We start from the raw sequence: 20,685 nt of genomic DNA, 5'->3' as shown, positions 1-20,685 counted from the left end.
CGACGGGCGCGGCCTCAGTTGTCCATGCGGTCGACGCGGCGCCGTTTCGCCTGGCGGCGGGCCCGGTCCTTGAGCAACCGAGGTTCGGCGCGGCGGGCCGGCCCTGGTTCGCGATCGACGCGAGGCGATTCGGGCTCGGGCTCGGGTTCGGGCTCGGTGACGATCGGGGCCGGGTCGGGCTCGGAGGCGTGCAGCAGGGCGAGCTCGGGGTGCGGGCGGTGATGCTTGGGGACGACCTGGAGCTGGTGGAGATTCCACCGCAGTCGTTTGTGGAGTGCCGATTCATGGCGGCGAAGCCGGCGGAGTTCGGGCGTGGTCGCTTCGCCGAGGTCGGCCATGGCGAGCGAGCGATCGAGGGCGTCGGCCTCGGCCACGGAAAGCCGGTGTTCGCGGAGCGCGGCGATCTCGCGACGGGCCAGGTCGGCCGGGCCGAGTGGGAAGCCGGGGGCGTCGATCCGGAAGTCGGGGAGGGTGCCCAGGAGGTCGTGCGCCAGGGCGAGGTGGGCCTCGGTCCAGGCCCGGTCCCGCTCGATCTCGTTGGCAAGGAGCTGCCAACGCTCGATCATCCAGTCGCAGCCGTGGGGGCTGGATCGGAGCCGGGCGACGGTGCGGGCCGGGTCGTCGGAGAGCCGGGCTCTGACCTCCTCGACCTCGCGGCGGCGGTCGTCATCCCAGAAGCGTTCGGCCCGGAGCGCGATCCGGTCCCGCTCCCGGCGCTCGATCCGGGCGCACCGCTCCAGCCGGAGGGTCATCAGGGCGACATCCTCGACGATCCAGGCGTGGAAGAAATTCTGCGGGCACAGGGCGTCGAAGTACACCTTCTCCCGATCCTTGACGTTCTGCTGGTTCTCCGGTACGCGGGCGACCGGCGTCGCGAAGCCATCGACCAGCACGTTGGCGTCGGGATAGCGGGAAGAGGCGGAGGCGGTGGCCAGGGTCTTCATGGTGCAAGCTCGCGAAGCAACGGTGCCCGGGGGAGAAATCCACCGAACACTATCGTTGCGGCGCGGGTCGCTTAGCACACTATCTGCCTCGAGGGGCGGATTTTGCGGATCAAGTCACCCCTCGGCCGGGTGGCCGTGGTCGGCTTGCCAACCACCGTGCCGGCGAGCGGGGTCATGGGCCCCGGCCCCTGCGTGCATGATCGGGATCGGCCGAGTCGTTGGCCGATCCCAAGTCGCATGATCGCTGGCGCCGTGGTTGACAGGCTAACCAAGTCCACCCGGCGATATTCGCTATGTCCCCTTTGATCTACTCGATATTCGCTATGTCCCCTTTGATCTACTCATGGGAATTGCCATGTAAGTAAGTAAGCAACTAACCATCAAAATTCGTGACTTTTTGTCCTGAAGCCAGGATTCGCCGATTCAGTGAGCCTTTGACCGTTTTGTGAACGGATGGTACCCTACCCGGGGGAGGGGTCAGAGGTCGGCAAACGAGAGAATTCGACCCATGGACAAGACCGTTTATGTCGCGATCGATTCCAACATTTTCATTCGGGGCTGGACCCAGGGGAAACCAGGGTGTGAGATCGACCATTGGAGGGGACTTCAGTCCAAGGTGGACGCCGGAGAGGTAACCATTTTGGTCCCCGAAGTGGTCACCCTGGAATGCGAGAAACAATGGCAGGTAAGCAGACTCACCATTGACAAACACTTGAAAGACGCCAAGTCCAAGATCACAGATTGGTTCATGCAGAATTTCAAATCCACGGAAATCGAGGACATTGGGGAGTCATTGCGTGCGGAGGTGGAATCCCTCCACAAGAAAAAGACCGCGATGATGAATGCCAACAGGGAGGAACAACGGAAATTGTTGAACTTTGCTTCGACCATTAAACTGCCGTACTCCCAGAAGCTATGGTTCTATGCCCATAAGCGCCTGTTATCTGGAAACTACCCGAATGCGGAAGATCGCAACAACAATCCCTGGGCTGATTGCGCGATAATCGAGACATTTGAAGGTTTCTTCGCTGATAAGAACCTCGAAGAATGTCAGTTGCTTTTCTGTAGCGAGAATTTGAAGGACTTCGGAATTCAGGTCGGAGCGGGGAAATACACCCTCCACCCCTTGCTGAAGGATGGATTTCCGCTAACTGAAATCTTCTTGGATCTTCGATCTATGATGAAATTCATTTTAGCCGGCGATGAGGTAACCGAACCCTCAGAAGAGGATGTACAAGAGGCTTTCGAGCGAGAGTTGGACTCGATCGACTATGAGCGGCTTCGGAAGATAGTCAAAACCGATGTCAAAACCCAGGAAATCCAACTTACCACTTTGCAAATGCAAGTGTTGGGACTGATCTTTGCCAACCACTACTCATCTGGCGATGGCTGCACATTCCGTCAACTTGAAATGAAACTGGAGGGCATCGAATACGATGAAACCCATTTGGCGCTTGTCCTGGATGCCTTGATTGAAAAAGGTTTACTCAACGTTGAGGCGGTCCACGATGCCTACGACAACCATTATCTCGATTATACGATAACCAACGACGGGAAGAAGTGGTGTCGGGATCATTCGGCATCCCTCATGGCTCCGCAACCGTCTCAAGCAAGACTCAAGCCATCCACGTTCGCGGGGCGGGCCACCGACGACGATGACATCCCGTTCTGAATCGACCGGAAGGTGAAGTGGACACCTCCAGGAACGATCCTTAACGCAGATTGCATCGGAGTTGTCCAGTGCCCGAAGCCGTGAAGCACAAAATTTTGCTGGCTGACGACATGACAGAGTCGAACAGGTCGCTTAAGCGAATGCTTAAGTCATACAACAATGATTACGATATCCGAATCGCATTGGATGGCGCCCAAGCAATCAAGGCCGCCGAGGAGGACACCCCCGATATAATTCTCCTCGACATTCAAATGCCAATTTTCAACGGGTTTGAAGTTTTGCAGGCTTTACGGGAGCGTAAGATTGCCACCCGGGTCATCATCGTAACTGGAGAAGCAAAGTCACCGGCTGAGATCGTCCAATGCGTACGATTGGGCGCCTGCGAATACATTTTCAAACCTATCATCGTGCTTGACGTTTATCATGCCATTGAACGTCACCTCATGTCAGAAGACAGTTTGCTGACGAGGGTAATCAACTCGCCTGTCGTGGAGAATTTTGCGGCTGAAATTGAAAAGTTGTCTATGAAAAATAGTGCCTTGTGGAGCGAAAACTACAGTCTGAAGTATGCTGCTGAACGATTGGAAAAGCAGACTCAAGAACTGATCGAATTGCGTGTTAGATGCAACGAACTTGAGCAGGAGAATTCGCTCCGGGCTGGAAATGACGTGAAACTGAGTCGGGCCTTGAAAGAAGTCTCCGAGCTTCGAGCGAGGGTTGACCAGGTCACGGGAATGCGTCCCTCGAAGTTTGCCGAATACGCCTCGGTGGTCATTGCGGTCCTTGCCGCAGTCTCATTCGGCTTCGGTATCCAGACGGGACGGATCGATTTCGTCTATGGTCTGGGTGGAATGATTGCGGCGATCGTCATTCCTGTGATTCCTTGGTGGAGGTTGCTGCGATTGACCGCCACTGGTCCGGGCGGGACAGGTGCGACGATCGAATTGGGCGATGGACAGTGATGTAGGCTGGGTCTAGACCCAGCTTTCTTCTGCGTGGCGGAACTCAGAGCCACACCATGCGTCGCCGCCTTTCCCGTTGCCGGGTCCAGGCTCAGCCGACATCGCTGAGCGGGATCGCCGAGCCGGGGGATGGACCGACGCCTGTGGTCCTTCCCCGGCGGCGGCAGGCGATCACCAATTCACGTATTCGGGGAACGCGATCTTGGACAGGGCCACGAACAGGGGCGTGGACTGGCTCTGGTCGTCGGCGTCGAGGCGGTTGACGTTGATGACGATCGTGGCCTTGAGGGCGGGCAGGTCGTACATCTCGGAGCTGAACCCGAAGATGGTGCCGTTGTGGCCCACGAACCGGCCCAGCTCCTCGATCCCCTGGCCGTACTTCACGAACGATGGGGCGCCGGAGATCGGGGCGCCATCGAGGCGGACCTGCTGGGTGTTCCGCTTCAGCAGGGTGCCGGTGGCCAGCGCCCGGGCGGAGGTCTTGAGGTCGCCCAGGGTCGAGATCATCGCCCCGGCGCCGCCGGCGATGGCGGGGTTGAGCACGGTCCGGTCGATGTACCGGCCCGTGGCCGGGTCGAGGCTGTAGCCCCGGAGCGGGCTGCGCAACTGGTCGGTGGTCGGGTAGAGGGTGTCGCGCAGGCCGAGCGGGCGGAGGATCGTCCGTTGGATCTGCTGGCCCAGGGTCCGGCCGGAGACCTTTTCGACGATCTCCTGCAGGAGGATGTAGTTGGTGTTGTTGTAGACCGTCGCCTCGCCGGGCGGCTTGAAGCGGTCGGCCTTCGCGGCGGTGCGGGCGAGGATCTGGGAGACCGGGACCCGGATCCGGGGATTGGCGTAATACTCTTGGAGGAACGCCTCGTCGAACCCGTCGGCCAGCCCGCTGCGCATCCGCAGGAGGTCGTCCACGGTGATGTTGCGGGCGTTCGGGAAGTTGGGGAACCACGTCGAGAGCGGGTCCGACGTGCGGAGCTTGCCCCGGTCGGCAAGCTGGAGCACGGCCGTCGCGGTGAACGTCTTGGTGATGCTGGCGATCCGGAATGGGTCGGCCACGGTCCGCTCGCGCGACGATTCGAGGCTGGTCGTCCCCCGGGTGGCGAGGAACCGGCCCGAGCCGGGGACCCAGATCCCCACCGCCACGCTGGGCAGGTTGTTCTCGGCGACGTACCGGTCGATCTCGGCGTTCAACTCACGCACGACCCGGGGCGTCAGCCGCGCCTTGGTCCGTGCCGCGATCGGGACCACCGGGGCCAGGGGCTTGCCCCCGCCGGTGGTGTCGCCGATGTCGTTCTGGCCGGGCGTCTCCACGGGCGTGGCGACGGCCATCGCCGCCACCTGGGCCGGCGTGGCGGCCATCAGGCGCCGGGCCTCCAGGGCATCGAGGTCCGGCGCGAACCGGGGGGCACGCCGGGGGCGTCCTTGCGTGGCAAATCCGTTCATGAGGGGGGCTCAAGGGTGTTTCCGGCGCCGGGACGGGGCGGCACGGACGGCCCGGCATCCCGACGCGGCCTGCCCAGATTATCGCCGCGCGGACCCCGGAGATACCTGTTGCTGAAACTCAACATTGGTCAGAATATGCCGACGCTTTAGGGGATCCGCGGGCGAACGCGCCCTCACCCGTTGCTGGGTCCAGACCCAGCCTCCATCACTGCTCCACTCGACGATCGCCCGTTCGGTCACCGGGAGTTCGGCCAGGGCCGCGGCGATGGCGGCTTCCGTCTCCCCGCAGATGGCCCGCTGCTCGGGGCCGGCCTCCGAACTGTCGGCCAGGGTCGGGTCCAGGCCCACGACCGGCGGGCGACGCCGGGTTTGATTGATGCAGGCGTGCGCGATCGCCCGGAACAGCAGCTCGGTCCCATCGTTCGGCAGGTCGTCATTGCCCGACCTGGCCATCAGGCGGGGGGTAGCAGTCGTGGACGATATCCTCGGCCTCGGCGGGGTCGCGTATCAGGGTCGAGGCATAGGCCAGCGCCCGATGCGCGGTCGCCGCTACCCAGGTGTCGAGTTGGTCATCGGAGCGACTCGGACGGCTCGGTCGTGCCAGCTTCGCCTCCATCCACCGCGACGACCCGGGGCTCGACTTCGGAAGGTCGTCCGAGAATACAACACTTCGGGGTGCGATCTGTTACAAAGAAAATCCCGGGCGGCCCGATCATCGATCGGCCGATCGGGCCCGCCCGCCATCCCGCCCGCGTTGGAATCGAAACGGAGGATCCTCGATGGTTCGACACCGCATCGCCCGCGTCGCCGCCCTGCTCCTTCTGGGTTCAACCTCCGGCGGCCTCGCCGAGGAGGGCAAGCCGGCCGCCCCCGCCTTCAAGGCCGGCTTCGCCGAGAAGGACATCACGCCGGAGGTGGGGATGGAGGCGCCCGGCGGGTATGGCAAGGTGTATCACCGGGAGGTCCACGACCCCTGCAAGGTCCGCGCGTCGGTCTTCGACGACGGCCGGTCCAAGGTGGCGATCATCGGGATCGATGCCCTGGGCATCCGCCGCGAGACCGTGCAGAAGGTGCGGCGGGCGGTCGCTGAGAAGACCGGCATCCCTCCCGACGCGATCCAAATCGTCGCGTCCCACTCGCACTCGTCGGGCCCCATCGTCTGGATCATGCCGGGCGAGTTCGACCACGCCTCCGACTTGGTGAAGCGGATCGCCTACGAGCAGTCGACCTGCGTCGACCCCAGGTATCTGGCCCGGGTGGAGGAGGCCCTGATCGCCGCCATCGTCGAGGCCCACGACCGCCGCACGGAGGCCAGGGCCGGCGTCGGCAAGGGGCGCGAGGAGACCGTCGCCTTCAACCGCCGCTTCCGCATGAAGAACGGCCTGACCTACACCCACCCCGGCCAGGGCAACCCCGACATCGTCGAGCCGGCCGGGCCCGTGGACCCGGAGGTCGGCGTGATCGGAGCGTGGGACGCCAAGGACCCGGGCAAGCTGCTCGGCTGCATCGTCAATTTCTCCTGCCACGCCACCACCAGCCCCGGCGGCATCTCGGCCAATTATCCGTATTACCTGGAGAAGGTCATCCAGGGGTACTACGGCAAGGATTGCGTCGTCGTCTTCGTGGCCGGCGCCTCGGGCGACGTCACCCAGGTGGATAACCTCAGCCCCTACGTGAACCCTACCGGCGATCGCTGGGCCCAGATCGTGGGCGGCAAGGTCGGCGCCGAGGCCCTCAAGGTCCTCCTGACCATGGAGCCGGGCACGCTCGCCCCGATCGCCGCCCGCTCGAAGACGTGGCCGATCCGGCGGCGTGTCCCCCGCCCGGAGAAGGTTGCCCAGAGCCTGGCGATCGTCCAGGGAGATCGCTCCAAGGTCGACGCGACCGACTGGACCTTCGCCAAGGAGACCCTCATGCTGGACGCGCTCCTGAAGAAGGAGCCCGACGTCGAGGTCGAGGTCCAGGCCATCCAGGTCGGCCCGGCGGTGTTCGTCTCCGACCCGGCCGAGTACTTCTGCGAATATGGGCTGGAGATCAAGGCGGGGAGCGGCTTCCCGTTCACCTTCCCTGTCTCCCTGGCCAACGGCTGCGTCGGCTACGTGCCGACCGAGAAGTCGTTCGGGGCCGACGGCGGAGGCTACGAGACCCGGCTGACGAGCTACAGCAACCTGGAGATCACCGCCGGCAACCAGATGCGTGACGTGGGGATCGAACTAGCCCGGAGCCTCAAGCCTGGCGATGCCCCTGCGAGGGCCCTCCACCCCCCCTTCGTCGGGAAGCCCTGGGGCTATGGCGGGGTGCCGCCGGAGCGAGATTGACACGGGGCCGCCCCCCCTCGGCCGCTCGCGATGAGGCCGTGGCCGGGGCGGACCGCGATCGATGCGGGGCCGCGCCCGAACTTTCTCCCGATGGATGGGAGTCCGGGCGCGGGTCCCAGGGGTCTCCGGGTCCCAGGGGTCAGACTTTGTTCTTGGTATTCCATCAGGCACCGTCCGGCTAGAAGACTCGATGGCCGCGGCCAAAATTCCGATGGAGGACCTTCGCTTGATCCCACGGTTCATCAGGAACTGGTGGGCTCGCTCTGTGACGCGGAGCGGGTCGTCCATCGCCCTGGTGCTGCCGAGCTGGTCGCGGATTCTGGCGATCATCCCAGATTGACTCATCGTCAGGGTCGGCTCAATCCGAAGAATCATGACACGCGGATTTTCCGCTGGGCTTGGCCGCAGTCTCGACTTCGCAAATCGAGAACTCGACCGGTCCGGATTCTTCGCCTTGCCCCCTGTCCCATCGAGAATGCCCAGATGCTGCGAGCCCTGGAACGGTCGAACTCCCCTCGGGCACCGAAGCGTCGCTGCGCCGTGGCCGTCGAGACCCTCGACACGCGTACGCTCCTCAGCGCGGCGGTGATCTCATGGGAGATGGCGCCGCGGGTCGCCGTCGAACGGGGCCGGGGCAACGCGTTCGCCCTCCCCAATACCCCGGCTTACGTCAGCCCGGCGGGCGGATTCCAGGTGCTCCTCGACGCATCGAAGACGCCGGGCCTACGGCCTGCGTCGACCTTCACCTGGACGGTCAGCGAGTCGGGGAATGTGATCTCCACCGTCCAGGGCAAGAAAACGGGCGTCACCCTGCCCGAAGGCTCCTACACCGTCCACCTGTCGGTGGGAGGGGTCAGGGGTGCCAGGGCCCCGGTCGTAGCGAGCGAGGACATCGTGGTCGATGACGTGTTGATCGTCTCGATCGGCGATTCGTACGCGTCCGGGGAAGGGAATCCGGTCAGCAACGGCGTGTACTTCGTCAAGTCGGCCCAGTGGGCGTATTCGCCCGACCCGGCCATGAAGCTCCAGAATGCCAAGGGGCACCGCTCGACCTTGTCGGCGCCGGCGCAGTTCGCCCTGGCGCTCGAGCAGAGCGACCCGCACCAGTCGGTCACGTTCGTCTCGGTCGCCAACTCCGGGGCGAGGATCGACAAGGGGCTGTTGGGATCGATGCTGAGCAATGTCGATGCGGACTATACCCTGCCCGGGCAGATCGATCAGGTCCGCCAGCTCATCGGCTCGCGATCGATCGACGCATTGACCGTCTCGATCGGCGGGAACGACATCGGCTTCTCGACCCGCCTGAAGGAGCTGGCATCGAACTCGCTCCTGGGGAATATGAGCCAGGGCGAGATCCGGAACTCCGTGAATGCCGACCTGGCCGACCTCCCGCAGAAGTACGCCGCCCTCGACCGGGCCATCGACGGCCTCAACCCCGGCAAGGTCCTGATCACGGAGTATCCCGACATCACCGGGAATCAGAAGGGGCAGTATGCGCCGATCCGGCTCATGGGCGTGAGCGCGATCAGCAAGGAGAACGTCGAGTTCGCCGACCGGGCCATGCTCCAACCGTTGAATCGATCGATCGAGACGGCGGCCGCCGCCCATGGCTGGACGGCCGTCGATTACGGGGACGAGTTCCGCACGCATGGGTATGCTTCGACGGACTCGTGGGTCCGGAGCTTCGGCGAGTCGTTGAGGTACGAGTCGAGCTCGATCGGGGCGTTCCATCCCAACTTCAAGGGGCAGCAGGCCATCGCCAAACACCTGCTCGATACCTACAACCAGACGGTCGTCGCTTCGATGTCTTGAAGTATTGAAGTCAAGATATTCGGACGGGATCGGATGTGGTCGGGGTGGGCTCGCCGCCGTCCGCGCCCCGGCGGCCCCGGCGGAGCCGCCAGGCATGGCCCTCGACGCAGGCGGCGACGAAGCCGGGCCCGGTGGGCAGTTCGACCAGCGACCAGGCGGCGGCCTCGGGCGGGTCGGCGTGGGTGGCCGGATTTCTCAGGGGCGGACTTCATTCCTTGGTTCGTTGCCGCGGGCCATGACGTGGTCTTTGGCGCCGGGATACTCGTTCGGAATCGTCGTGGGATGGCCGGAGGTTTCAGGGCCCTGGGGCGGATGCCATCGGAATCCAAAGCAAAACCTGACCCTCAATAATCCTGGCGAATCGAATCGAGATGGTGAAACGCAGATAAATTGTTGTGCTGATTCGACGGTTGTTTCGTCCGGAGTGTTTGTGGGTCGTCAACAGCCCAAACTTGCCTCGGGCGATGATGTTTTATTTAATTAGTACGCGCGTCGAGGGGTGCGTCTTCCAGGCCCTACATCCAGGATGTGCCGGTCATAACTAACGACTTATGCCCTGAATATTTCGGGAAGTCGAGTTGAGGCAATCGCGGGTGGAGCTCAGGCGATCGTCATGTCCAAATCGAGTTCGATCCGCGCCGTCGATCGGATGGCGGTCGTGCGTCTGGTCGGGGAATGCCGTGACCTGGGTGACGACCAGCAGGCCTGGCGAATGCATCTGGCCCGAGGATTGGCGCGGCTGGTGGATATCCAGTACGGGCTGATCGGCGAGATGAGCGGCTGTCGGAGCCTGGATCTCAAAGATCTCGGGATCGTTTTCTGGTGGGAGGACGGATGCCAGTCGCCAATCAATCTGTCGCCGGAAGAGATAGCGTTCCTCCAAGATCCTGCGAACTGGCCCCTTCAGCGGCGCTATCATGAGTTGACCCAGGATGCCGCGGGCCTGTGCCTGGCGCGAACGGATTTCGTCGACTCCTCGTTGTGGAAACATGTGCCGGAGAACGGGTGGGTGCGCGATCGGTTTCGGATCGACCATCGCCTCTACTGCTACCATCCGCTTGGCGACCCGAAGAATGATGAACATGCAGGGATTATTGTTTTACGCACCCAACGGCATCGCGACTTCTCCGCCCGTGATCGAGCGGTGGTCGGTCTCACGCAGCAGGTCGTCACTCCTCTGGTGGGCGGGCCGCTGGCCCGGTTCGACGAGCCGTCGCCCGGCGAGTTGTCGCCCCGGGTCCGCGAGGTCCTGCGGTTCGTGCTGGAAGGGGACAGCGACAAGCAGATCGCCCTGCGATTGGGCCTGAGCGTCCTGACCGTGAACCAGTACACCAAGCTGATCTACCGCCATTTCGGGACGCGGGGCCGGGTGGAACTGCTGGCCCGCTGGATCCGCCGGGGTTGGAAGTCGTCGCTGGCCGACCCCAGGGATTAGGGCGAGTTGGAGTCCGACGCGCCACCGCCCGGATCTCCGGTGATGGGTTGGGTCCGGGTTGAAGCCGGATGGGGGGGACTCCCCAGGACTAGGAGTGGCCTCCGCTCATGCGTGATCGCCATGCTTGTCACCATCCGGTGGGACCGGTCGCTCGGCCGATCGTCTCGGGCCGGGCGTCGCGCCGGACACCCGGTTGGAGGTGCGTCGCCGCCAACCGACACGCCTCCCAGGACGTTTGTTCGCTTGGGTCGGCCCGGAATCCCTGCCAACGAGGCGGTCCGGGCCGGGTCGTCGCGGCGAACGAATCCGCCGGGGGCCGTAGGAAACCCCAACTACCCAGGATCGAGCGGAGCGTCATGAAACGTCGAATGATCGGACTTGCCGGGGTCGTCGCCGGCCTGAGCCTCCTGGCCGCCAGCCCGGCCCACTCCGCCTATTCCTATTCGCGCCAGTTCGGCACAAATCCCAATGGAGGGGGGCAACTCGAAGTCGTGCCCTTTGGCGTCGCGGTCGATGGCGCAGGGAACGTCTTCGTCGCCGATCGAGGTATGGGCCGAGTCTCGGTCTTCGACGCCGCCGGCAATCTTGTCAGGGACATCGGCGAAGGGAAACTCTCTTCTCCGATCGGTCTGGCCGTGGACGGTTCGGGGAACGTCTTCGTTGCGGACTCGGTCGATTACCGGATCTCGGTCTTCGACGCCGCCGGCAACCTCCTCCGGTCATTCGGCGATTCGGGCATCGGGCGACTCAATTATCCGTTCGGGGTTGCGCTGGACGGCGCGGGCAATGTCTACGTCTCCAACTACTATGGTTCGTCGCCGGTGTCGGTGTTCAGTTCCTCCGGGGCGTTCCTCCGGACCATCGGCACGCCCGGCGGCTTCAATGCGGGTGATGGCGAGCTGAGGCAACCGTTCGGTGTCACGGTGGACGGCGCAGGGAATGTCTTCGTCCTCGATCATATCGCGGATGGTCGGGTCTCCGTGTTCAACGCCGGCGGGTCCTTCGTGCGATCCTTCTTCACGTCTTCTGACGCGATGTACCCGCGCGGTATCGCGGTCGATGCCTTCGGACGGTCCTTCGTCGTCGGTGCAACCGACTCGGGGGAAGATCAGGTCGTCGTATACGACGCCCTCGGCAGGCTGATCGAGACGTTCGGCCGGGGGTTTATCGACGCCGCGGGCGACATCACGCTGGATGGCGCGGGCAACGTCTACGTCACCGACAACGCCAACGATCGGGTCGTGGTGTTCGCCCAGTCAGCGGCCGTGCCCGAACCGTCGTCGCTGGTCATGATGGGGCTCGGCGCGGTGGTCGTGGCCGGGGGTGCGGCCCGGTCGGCCCGGGCTCGCCGTCGGATTTGAAGGACGGAACGACCGGGTTTTGCCGGCCCTGACTCCCGTCGGGCGGTGCGGCAAGCCTTGGAACCGCCGCGAACCGGACCGGGATATCAAAGAGTGCGGATGGGATCGGATGGGGCAAGCGAGGGCTCGCCTCCATCCGGGCCCCACCGGCCCCGGCGGAGCCGCCAGGCATGGCCCTCGACGCAGGCGGCGGCGACGAAGCCGGGCTCGGTGGGCAGTTCGACCAGGGACCAGGTGGCGGCCTCGGGCGGGTCGGCGTGGGTGGCCAGCAGCGAGGCGGGGGCGTCGGGGTCGATGGCGACCTCGAAGGTGTCGAGCGGCAGGGCCAGGCCCTTGCCCTTGGCCTTGATGTACGCTTCCTTGCGGGCCCAGCCGTGGAAGAAGGCGAGGGTCTGCCGATCCGGGGGGAGCGACCGGAGGGCCTCGACCTCGCCGGGGGCGAAGAACCGGCCGGCGATGGCGTCGCCGCCGAAGTCGGGGCGGACCTTCTCGATGTCCACCCCGATGGCGCGGTCGCGGGCCAGGGCGTACAGGACCCAGGTTCCGGAGTGGGCCAGGTTGAACCGGAGGCCCCCGCCCTGCTCCGGGATCAGCTCCGGCTTGCCGTGGGCGTTGGCCTCGAACCGGAGTTCGCGGGGGTCGAGGCCCAGGTAGGCCCCCAGCAGGGTCCGCAACAGCCCCCGCCCGGTGGCGAACTGCCGGCGGTCACGCTCGAAGGCGAACCGGTCGGCGCGGCGGATCTCCGCATCGCTGAGCAGGGCGCGGAACGCGGCGACGCGGTCGTCCGGGGCCTCGCGCGAGGCGGTCCAGACGTGGACCTCGTCGGGTTCGAGCGTGAATCGGGGGATCGGCGTCGGCCACATGGTCGGTGGGTCAATCCCGGTGGGGCGGGCGGAGTTCCCAGGACTCGCCGAAGAAGTCGGCCGCCACGACCTTGCCCGGCCCGCGCGAGTCGGGCGGGGTCCGGACGTCGACGATCGCCCAGTCGGGCAGCTTGGGGGTCTGCCGGGCGTTGTTCAGGTAATCATATTCGCGGTAGGTGAACCCGCTGTTCAGCACGACGTACCGGCCCGGGTTGAGCGGGTTGGGATAGATCAGGATCGGGGCGTGGTCCCCGGCCGGGAATTTTTGGTCGCCCGCGACCACCTGGTCGCCGACCCAGCGGATCGGCAACTTGTCGGCGATCTTCCGGAGCACGGCGTTGCTGCTCGGGTCGCCGAACAGGATCAGGTTGTGGGCCGCGATGTCGGCGTCCGTCACCTCGGCATCCTTCTTGACCCGGGCGTCGCCCCGGAACTGCCGGCGCCAGTGCTCGACGGCGTGGTCGGCCTCGGCCTTGGCCCAGGCGTCGACCTGCGAGGATTTGGCCTTGCCGGAGGGCCGGACGACCAGGAACGAGTCCATGAAGGCGTCGTCGATCGGCCCCTGGAGGTCGTGCCTCTTGCGGAGCCCGGGGGCCGGCCGGGCCGCCTTCCAGGTGCCGTTTTCCTTGACCAACTCGACGTGCCACGAGCGGTCGGACTTGGCCCGGGGCGCGGCGACGGCGGTGCCGTCGATCTTCACTTCCGGCGAGGCGGTCAGGTCGAACGGGCAGAGGCCGGGGGCCATGTCCAGGGTGAGGGCGGTGACGTTGCCGGTGGCGACCTCGACGCGGGCCTCCCCCGCGATCCGGGCCCGGACGGTGGCCTTGGCCCAGTGTTCCTGGAGGGCGTCGACGGTCACCCAGTGCATCCGGTTGTACTTGAGCGTGTAGGTGGTGAGGTCGACGGAGGCCGGCATCCTCTGGCGGCCGACCTCGGCGAGGCCGGCCAGCCGGCGTTCGACCTCGCGCTTGGAGTCGGGGTGGTACTTGTGCTCGGTGCCGGGTCCGATGACGTGGACGAGGTCGATCTTCTCGGCGCGGAGGGCTTCTTCCATCAGGTCGGCGGCCTGCTTCTGGCGGTCGTTCTCGCCGCTGTAGGCCACCGTCGGGCAGTGGAGCAGGTTGCGGGCGTAGTCGGTGGCGTCATACAGGTGCCACAGCTTCTGCTCGTACCAGGTCGGCGTCAGCGTCTCCTTCTGGAAGACGTTGAGGAACTTCGCCGTCTCCGAGAACCCGGCGCCGGGGTTGGCGGCGAACCAGCGGTCCGAATAGTGGGTGGCGAAGGTCCAGCACGACGCCCCGCCCATCGAGAACCCCCGGACCGCGATCCGATCCGGATCGATCCGATAGCTCGCCCTGGCGGCCTCCAGCGCCTCCAGCGCGTCGACCTCCCCGGCGAACCGGTTGGGGTTGCAGAACCGCCCGTAGGGATGGAGCACGAAGGCATCGGCCGGGGCGAACTCGCCGACGCGGTGGGCCCTTTCGTCGATGAAGTTGACCTCGCTCAGCTTCTCCCCCCGGCCGTGGAACCAGACGTCGAGCCGGTGCCGCGAGGCCCCCGGCGTCGCATACGTCTCGGGCACGACCAGCCCATACGGCTGCGCCGAGCCGTCGAGCTTCGACGTGTACCCCCGCACCACCGGCCCGGTTTGCGTGGTCCACGGGGCCGACCCGCCGAGGAGTTGGTTCGCACGAACCTGCCCGTCCGCCAGCAACGCCTTGGCCTTGGCGATGTCCGGGCTGCGGTTGGGGTCGGCCGCCTTTTTTGATGCGTTCTTGGCCGGGGCGGCGGCGAAGAACTCGCGATACGCCAGCGCATCCCGCACCGCCCGGTGATAGATCCGGACGTCGGGCAAGAGCGCGTCGACCTTCGCGTCCTTCTTCGCCTCTAGCTTGCCGATCGCCTCCCCCAGCGCGGCCAGCCCCTTCTCCAGTTCGGCCCGATCCTCGGCCGACACCTCGACCCCCATCTCCGGGATCCGCCGGACCGACTCCGGCCGGTTATCCGCCGGCCCGTCGGCCATCGCCACCGACATGATCCCGAACAAACCCAAGCCGATGAGGCGAGATCGCATGGAGATCGACCCTGGTGCAGGACTGGTTGGAGGAGAGATCCGGACCCGACCCGCGGCCCTCGACGCGCAAGCCTGGCCCGAGCCGAATGCTAAGCCAACGGCCGGGGGGTGTCAAAAGCTCTTTGCAAGCCGTGATCTGCAACTGAAAGCGGTGTGCTCTCCAATTCGACTCAAGTTGTCCTCTCGACAATCGCTATGTCCCCTTTTCGACTCTTTGCCCCTTTTCGACTCCCGATGCGTTGTTCATTGAGGGGCCCTCCGAGAGCGTAGGTAACACTCGGCCCGATAAAGAGGTCGGATGAACCAGATGGCCGAACTCGGTGTCAGCGATCATGGACGGATGCCGCAATGCAGGGTAGATTGTCCGCCTCACCTTGATTTAGCTCCCCGCCCCCCACTCCGAGGTTTCTCCGATGTTCGAGGACGCACTGGGGTCGAAAGCCCCTCGGCCCGCCGTGACCGGCCTGGACCGATATCATCCGGGTGACGTTATCGACAGGCGATTCGTGGTGGTGGCCAAGTTGGGGGCCGGTGGGATGGGGACTGTCCTGAAGGTCTTGGATCGCTCGGCCGAGAAGGAGAGGGCGTTAAAGTTTTGCCACCAAGCCGGAGATGAGCGGAAACGCTTCAAACGCGAGGTCAAGATCATGCAGCAAGTGAGCCATGATCACGTTGTCCCCGTTGCTTTCGCCAACTTGGATCACGACCCGCCATTCTTCGTGATGCCTCTCGCGATAGGTTGTCTTGATGACGAGATCGCAACCTTGAGGAGGGATGAGACCGCCGCATTGGCCGCCTTCAAGGAGGCATGCCTGGGCATTGCGGCGTTGCACGCCTCAGGGGCCGTTCACCGCGACCTGAAACCAAAAAATCTCCTGAGATTCAGATTTGGCCAGAGGGATAGCTGGGTTGCGGTCTCTGACTTGGGCCTCGCCAAGCTCGAATACGGCGACTCAACGGCCTTGACTGAGACCACCGACAAGCTAGGAACATGGGAGTACGCCGCTCCCGAGCAGTTTGAACTCGGTGGGACTCGCGACAGCGATGCTCGGACCGACATCTTCCAACTCGGGCGACTCCTCTATCACTTCGTCACCGGTAGGACGCCGATGGCCTTGGAACTGAGTCTCCTTCCCAGAGGCCTGGACCACATCGTCCGGAAGGCGACCAACCTCTTGCCCAACAACCGATATCAATCGGTGGGGCAGCTGCTGGACGCTCTCAGTTACTATGAGGCCTCGAAGCGTGAGACGGACTCCGCGGCTGCATACGAAAACCTGGCCCAGGAGGCGGAAGCCCTCTTGGTCGATAACCAGATCGACCCGGTGAATTTGCAACGCCTGCTGGAGATATTGGCAAGTCTCGAACCTACTGATTATTCCAGGATCATCGCTGATTTCGACAGGATCCCGACCGACCTCCTCAAATTCATCGCCCGGGATTTTGACGCCGAACTTCTTCCGGGGCTGACTCTCTACCGCGAGGCTATAAGGGTTAAGGTGGCCGGGCGGGCATTCTCCTATGCCGACACCATCGCGGCCCGGATGAGCGAGCTCTTCACCCAGTCCGGGTCTCCCGAAGTCCAGACAATGGCCTTGCAGGTCCTCTTGGTCGCCGCCGACATCCTCCATCGCTACAACGCGATGGGTATCTTCGCCCGTCTGCTCTGGAGCATCAAAGATGTCGGAGTGGCCTTGCCGGTCGCGGACATGATCCGTGAAGAGGCCGAACACTATCGAGTAGTGGCGAAGACGATCGCGGCCGAGAGTCTACATCCCGCGATCCTCGCAGCACATCAAGAGGTCATGAAGCCTAGGCCGCAGGTCGATCAAGACGAGGACGATGACGATTACATCCCGTTCTGAGATGGACAGGGCGGCTGTGGCCAGGGCGACTGGATGTTCGACGGGAGGGGATCGTGGCGGAATCGGAGGAAGTGCACGAACCGGGAAAGATGTTCTTCGATGTGCTGGCGAATTCCGCCCCCGCGAGGGGATTCTTCCTCGCGGCGGTGGTCCTGGTAGGGATGTGGCTCGGGGTCTGGTTTCTGCCCGTCTTCTTCAGCCGGGCAGATGCCGGGGTGCTCGGGGATAGCTTCGGGGTGATCACCTCGCTGTTCAGCGGCCTCACGCTGCTTGGGGCCGGCTACGCGGTATATTTGCAGCACGAGGAACTGACGATCGCCCGCAAGGAGAACCGGGATTCGGAGGAGGAGCGGAAGGTCACCAGGGAGATGCTCGCCCGCCAGACCGAGGCGTTGCTGACCGCCGCCAAGCTCCAGGCGATCAACGCCATCGGGCAGCTAGACGGGGCGAGGCTCCAGTTCCAGGGGCTCGACTTGGGGGCTGTGAGTTACAAGAAGTTGGCGCCCATCTTGCAACGGATCGAGGCCAGCCGCCAGTTCGCGGAGCTCCTGCTACTCAACTCCGAGACCCCGGACTTCAACTGGGATCAGACCCCAATCGAGAGGAGGACCCCGATCCGGAAGTTCTACCTCGCGAGAGTACGGCGTTCTGGCGAGGGGTTCGACAAAATGCCTATCGCGGATGGGAGGGTGCACGAACTGATCCCCCCGGTCATGGAACTGAAAGATGAGCTCGAGATCCTCTCCCGCCAAGTTTGCGACGATTCGATGCTCCAGGTCTTGGGATCGGCCGATTCCCACCTCCAGGCTTTGATCCATTTCCTCCGCGGGGAATTGGCGGAGGACAATCCGGAGGTCTGGGCGAGGAGTAAGGCGGAGGCGTCCCATGTCCTGTTCCACTTGGAGCAGCTCGGGATCTACCAATAGGATCAAAGGGTACATAGCGAATATCGTGCTGTAGCCGAGCTCTGTTGCCGTTGTCTGGGGTCGTTTTATCAAAAATTTTATTTGGAAGTATGTTATAAATTTCATGTATAGGGATAGGTTCAATTGGTGACGCAAAGCTGCTGGTTCCCGCAATCACTCTATCAAGAGGCCGGGGCGTCCGGGGCGGGGTAGGCGAGGTCGTCGGCGTCGCGGGGGAGGGGTTTGGCGGCGAGCCAGGCGTGGCGGCCGAGGCGGACGCCGGGTCCGGAGGGGGAGAGTTGGGGGGGAGGGATCTCGGAGGCCTTGAGGACCGGGACGATCTCGATGGCGAGGGGGGCGTCGACGAACAGGCGGGCGAGCTGGCCGAGGGGGCGGGCGGCGGGGCCGTCGGGGAGGAAGGCGCGGAACTGGTCGAAAGTCAGCGGGCCGATGCGGAGGCGGATCTTGCTCTGCTCGTCCCAGGCCCGGGCGCCCAGGACGAACGAGACGCCGAGCTGGTTGTTGCCGCCCGAGGCGGACAGGGTCGAGCGGTCGGCGGGGTCGAGTTCGAGCCAGCGGCCGATGAACTGCTCGACCGCGATCGGCACGCCGAAGTAGTCGCAGAGCATCGCTTCGAGGTCGGCCGCCGTGCGGTGCCGGCGCGTGAGCGAGGGGGCGTTGGCCAGGGCCACGGCGTCGGGAAAGGCGTGGCGATCGCGCAGGGCCGGGCCGCCCAGGCCCACCATGTCGAACAGGGCGTCGGTCAGGGGGTCGGGCTCGCCGCGCTCGAACGGGACGACGAAGTGGTGCTTCTCCCAGGCCCGGTAGAACAGGGAGACCAGCCGGTGGTGGAACAGGTCGAGGAACGCCGCCAGGGTGGGGTCGCCGGCCTTGCGGCGGGCCTGGAGTAGCTCGGTGTAGGCGTGGGGCAGCACGCCCATCGGGCCGGTGAGGCCGAGGAACGAGACGGTCACGTCGGGCGGGGGCGGGCCGGGCCCGGGGTCGTCGCCCCCCTGCCCTTCGCGGCGGATCTCGTGGATCTCGCTGGCCGGGAAGCCGAGGCCGGGCCGGGCGTGGAACCGCGCGGCCTCGCGCGACGGGGGGCCGTCGAGGCCGACCGGGACGCGGTCGGGGTCGATCCGCGCGAGCAGCCGCACCGCCTGGAAGAAGTCGAAGCGGTAGGGGTGCTCGAACAGGGTTTCGGTCAGAGCAGGGTCCGCTCGCCGGCCCGGGGTGGCCATCGTTTCCAGGTCCCCTCGCGGCGGGTGGTCTTCGCCACGGTCTGGCTGAAGGAATTGATCGAGGCGTAGAGGCCCAGGAACCGCTCCAGGACCGAGGCCAGCAGGAACGCGCCGGTGCCGACGTATTCGGATTCGTCGAACTCCAGGGTCACCTCGACCCCGACGCACACCGAGGCGCCCACCCGGCGCGAGACCCGGCCCACGGCGGGGCGGCTGGCCACGCGTGCCAGCCCGGCGATCTGCTTGCGGGTCACGTCGGTGTCGGCGAAGTCGTGGGCGGCCAGCACCTCGCGGAGCGCGTCGAGGCCGCGCGCCGAGTCGGCCAGGGAGAGGTGGTTGAGCGACAGGTGCGAGATCAATCGCCAGTGGGCGCCGGGTCCGGCGGGCGCCCGGAGCGGGTCGGTCGGCTTGCGGAGGCAGCGGATCCGGCCGACGGGGGCCTGGCCCTCCAGGGTGAAGTCCGCCTGGTCGCCGCCGAACGGGAGCTTGCCGGGGAGGTCGCGGTTGGTGCAGGTGATCCGCACGGTGGCCGTCTCGCCGGCCGGGGCGGTCGGGGTGAAGTCGAGGTCCACGAACGAGAGGTAGACTTCGGTCCCCCGGTCCCCCTTCCGCCCCGACGGCCGCCGGCTGGCGTGCCAGAAGGCCCGCGCCTCGCGGCCGTCGACGGAGTGGCGGCGGGCGTAGAACGGCTCGTAGCGGACGGGCTCAGCCAGGTAGGCCGCCGCGCCGGTCACCGCGTCGATCGAGTAGACCTCGGTGGCGTTGGGCCGGTGGACGTCGGGCACCACCCGGTACTCGAACTTGGCCTGGCTCACGGAGATCGGCTCGGCCAGCCGCGAGAACAGGTTGACCACCGGGGTGCAGCCCAGGCGGAAGTTCTCGGCCGTCGCGGATAGGTCGGCGCGGGGGGGCTTGTCCAGGAAGATCAGGAGTTCGACCGCATCTCCCAGCCCCCGCCCGGCCAGCTTCTCCAGGCCGGTCAGATCCACGAACAGGAACTTCTCCGGGAAGGCGAAGTATTCGAGCAGGAGGCGATAGCCCAGGAAGGCGCGGGCCGGGAACGGGAACATCCCCTCGTCGCGCCCGAAGCCGACCGGGCGGATGGCATCGGGCGGGAGCGTGACCGAGATCGGCTGGCCGTCCACCCCCCGGCCCCGGACGACCACGCGGCAGGCGTCGTTGAGCAGGATCTCATGCAGACCGAACGGTGTGGCGCCGGTGCCGTCGAGGTAGAACCGGAGGCGGTCCAGGCCCGTCATGGCGTCGAACCGCGTCCCCCCCTTCCCCCGCAGCGCGATGCGGAGCAAGGCCACCGCGCCGGGGGGCCGGTCCTCGGCGACCACGCGGTCGGGCTCCAGCCGGGCGGACTCGACCTCGATCGGCCAGAGCGTGACCGGGTAGGCGGTGCGGAACTGGCACGGCTGGCCCGCCACCGGCCGGGTGTGCAGGGCCGACTTGCGGGGGATGGCGAACCCGGCGGCGGCGTCGCGGCGGGCGGGGTCGGGCACGAACTGGACCACCGACATCGACGGCAACGGCGCCTGGTAGTGCGGCGCGACCAGCCCGAGCAGGGCGTCGGTGATCTCGGGGAACTGGTCGTCGATCTTCCTCCGCAGCCGGGCGGCGAGGAAGGCGAACCCTTCCAGGAGCCGTTCGACGTGCGGGTCCTCGCACTTCTCGGCCTCCAGGTGGAGGCGGCCGGCCACCTTGGGGTAGCGGGCGGCGAACTCGGCGCCCATCTCGCGGAGGAAGGCGAGTTCCGCGTTGTAGTAGCCCAGCAATTCGTCGGCCACGCG

Annotated in this window: 17 protein-coding genes; 9 read left to right on the top strand and 8 right to left on the bottom strand. The window is 65.4% G+C overall.

All coding sequences use genetic code 11. The features are described 5' to 3' along the window. Positions 1–14: 14 nt before the first annotated feature. Entirely contained in the window at positions 15–944 is a 930-nt protein-coding gene (locus TA3x_RS08680) for a hypothetical protein (RefSeq protein ID WP_435020271.1), read from the bottom strand. Positions 945–1,452: 508 nt separating this feature from the next. Between TA3x_RS08680 and TA3x_RS08675 the strand changes: the two genes are divergently transcribed. Together TA3x_RS08675 and TA3x_RS08670 are read left to right on the top strand one after the other, a co-directional pair. After that, entirely contained in the window at positions 1,453–2,616 is a 1,164-nt protein-coding gene (locus TA3x_RS08675) for a PIN domain-containing protein (RefSeq protein ID WP_435020269.1), read from the top strand. Between the two features lie 68 nt (positions 2,617–2,684). Further along, positions 2,685–3,578 (top strand): response regulator, encoded by an 894-nt coding sequence (locus TA3x_RS08670; RefSeq protein WP_435020267.1) that lies wholly within the window; start codon positions 2,685–2,687, stop codon positions 3,576–3,578. A 171-nt stretch (positions 3,579–3,749) separates the two neighbouring features. Here the strand turns inward: TA3x_RS08670 and TA3x_RS08665 are convergent, their stop codons facing one another. Then, on the bottom strand, positions 3,750–5,015 hold the full coding sequence (locus TA3x_RS08665; protein ID WP_435020265.1) for a serine hydrolase domain-containing protein: 1,266 nt from the start codon (positions 5,013–5,015) through the stop codon (positions 3,750–3,752). A 78-nt stretch (positions 5,016–5,093) separates the two neighbouring features. Continuing rightward, positions 5,094–5,468: a hypothetical protein gene (locus TA3x_RS08660; protein ID WP_435020263.1), complete on the bottom strand. Its 375-nt coding sequence runs from the start codon at positions 5,466–5,468 to the stop codon at positions 5,094–5,096. A 326-nt stretch (positions 5,469–5,794) separates the two neighbouring features. On the opposite strand from TA3x_RS08660, the gene TA3x_RS08655 reads away from it, so the two are divergent. The 3 genes from TA3x_RS08655 to TA3x_RS08645 all read left to right on the top strand — a co-directional run bounded on the left by TA3x_RS08655 (position 5,795) and on the right by TA3x_RS08645 (position 9,629). Then, entirely contained in the window at positions 5,795–7,333 is a 1,539-nt protein-coding gene (locus TA3x_RS08655) for a hypothetical protein (RefSeq protein WP_435020262.1), read from the top strand. A 483-nt stretch (positions 7,334–7,816) separates the two neighbouring features. After that, positions 7,817–9,145: an SGNH/GDSL hydrolase family protein gene (locus tag TA3x_RS08650; protein WP_435020260.1), complete on the top strand. Its 1,329-nt coding sequence runs from the start codon at positions 7,817–7,819 to the stop codon at positions 9,143–9,145. Positions 9,146–9,239: 94 nt separating this feature from the next. Next, a complete protein-coding gene (locus TA3x_RS08645) occupies positions 9,240–9,629 on the top strand; it encodes a hypothetical protein (protein ID WP_435020258.1) in 390 nt (129 codons plus the stop codon). Positions 9,630–9,686: 57 nt separating this feature from the next. Here TA3x_RS08645 and TA3x_RS08640 read toward each other — a convergent pair whose 3' ends face one another. Then, the gene (locus TA3x_RS08640; protein WP_435020256.1) at positions 9,687–10,229 is read right to left on the bottom strand and encodes a hypothetical protein; all 543 of its coding nucleotides are present in this window, start codon (positions 10,227–10,229) and stop codon (positions 9,687–9,689) included. A 60-nt stretch (positions 10,230–10,289) separates the two neighbouring features. Here TA3x_RS08640 and TA3x_RS08635 point away from each other — a divergent pair, with 60 nt between their 5' ends. After that, the gene (locus TA3x_RS08635) at positions 10,290–10,580 is read left to right on the top strand and encodes a response regulator transcription factor (protein ID WP_435020254.1); all 291 of its coding nucleotides are present in this window, start codon (positions 10,290–10,292) and stop codon (positions 10,578–10,580) included. 368 nt (positions 10,581–10,948) lie between these two features. Further along, entirely contained in the window at positions 10,949–11,941 is a 993-nt protein-coding gene (locus TA3x_RS08630; RefSeq protein WP_435020252.1) for a PEP-CTERM sorting domain-containing protein, read from the top strand. 86 nt (positions 11,942–12,027) lie between these two features. Here TA3x_RS08630 and TA3x_RS08625 read toward each other — a convergent pair whose 3' ends face one another. Both TA3x_RS08625 and TA3x_RS08620 read right to left on the bottom strand, forming a co-directional pair. After that, complete coding sequence (locus TA3x_RS08625) at positions 12,028–12,804, bottom strand: 4'-phosphopantetheinyl transferase family protein (protein ID WP_435020250.1); 777 nt, start codon at positions 12,802–12,804, stop codon at positions 12,028–12,030. Positions 12,805–12,814: 10 nt separating this feature from the next. Continuing rightward, on the bottom strand, positions 12,815–14,878 hold the full coding sequence (locus TA3x_RS08620) for a prolyl oligopeptidase family serine peptidase (protein WP_435020248.1): 2,064 nt from the start codon (positions 14,876–14,878) through the stop codon (positions 12,815–12,817). Positions 14,879–15,291: 413 nt separating this feature from the next. On the opposite strand from TA3x_RS08620, the gene TA3x_RS08615 reads away from it, so the two are divergent. Beyond that, positions 15,292–16,743, top strand: coding sequence for a serine/threonine-protein kinase (locus TA3x_RS08615; protein WP_435020246.1), 1,452 nt, complete (start codon positions 15,292–15,294; stop codon positions 16,741–16,743). Between the two features lie 53 nt (positions 16,744–16,796). After that, positions 16,797–17,669: a hypothetical protein gene (locus TA3x_RS08610; RefSeq protein WP_435020244.1), complete on the top strand. Its 873-nt coding sequence runs from the start codon at positions 16,797–16,799 to the stop codon at positions 17,667–17,669. Positions 17,670–17,830: 161 nt separating this feature from the next. Here the strand turns inward: TA3x_RS08610 and tssG are convergent, their stop codons facing one another. Next, positions 17,831–18,889: a type VI secretion system baseplate subunit TssG gene (gene tssG, locus TA3x_RS08605; protein ID WP_435020242.1), complete on the bottom strand. Its 1,059-nt coding sequence runs from the start codon at positions 18,887–18,889 to the stop codon at positions 17,831–17,833. Next, a complete protein-coding gene (gene tssF / locus TA3x_RS08600) occupies positions 18,853–20,682 on the bottom strand; it encodes a type VI secretion system baseplate subunit TssF (protein ID WP_435020240.1) in 1,830 nt (609 codons plus the stop codon). The genes tssG and tssF overlap by 37 nt, the downstream gene beginning before the upstream one ends. Between the last annotated feature and the right edge of the window lie 3 nt (positions 20,683–20,685).

This window comes from Tundrisphaera macrotermitis, from assembly GCF_051175315.1.
In the GTDB taxonomy this organism is placed as follows: domain Bacteria; phylum Planctomycetota; class Planctomycetia; order Isosphaerales; family Isosphaeraceae; genus Tundrisphaera.
Note: the sequence above shows the minus strand (reverse complement) of the source record. Positions and strands in the feature narration are given on the sequence as shown.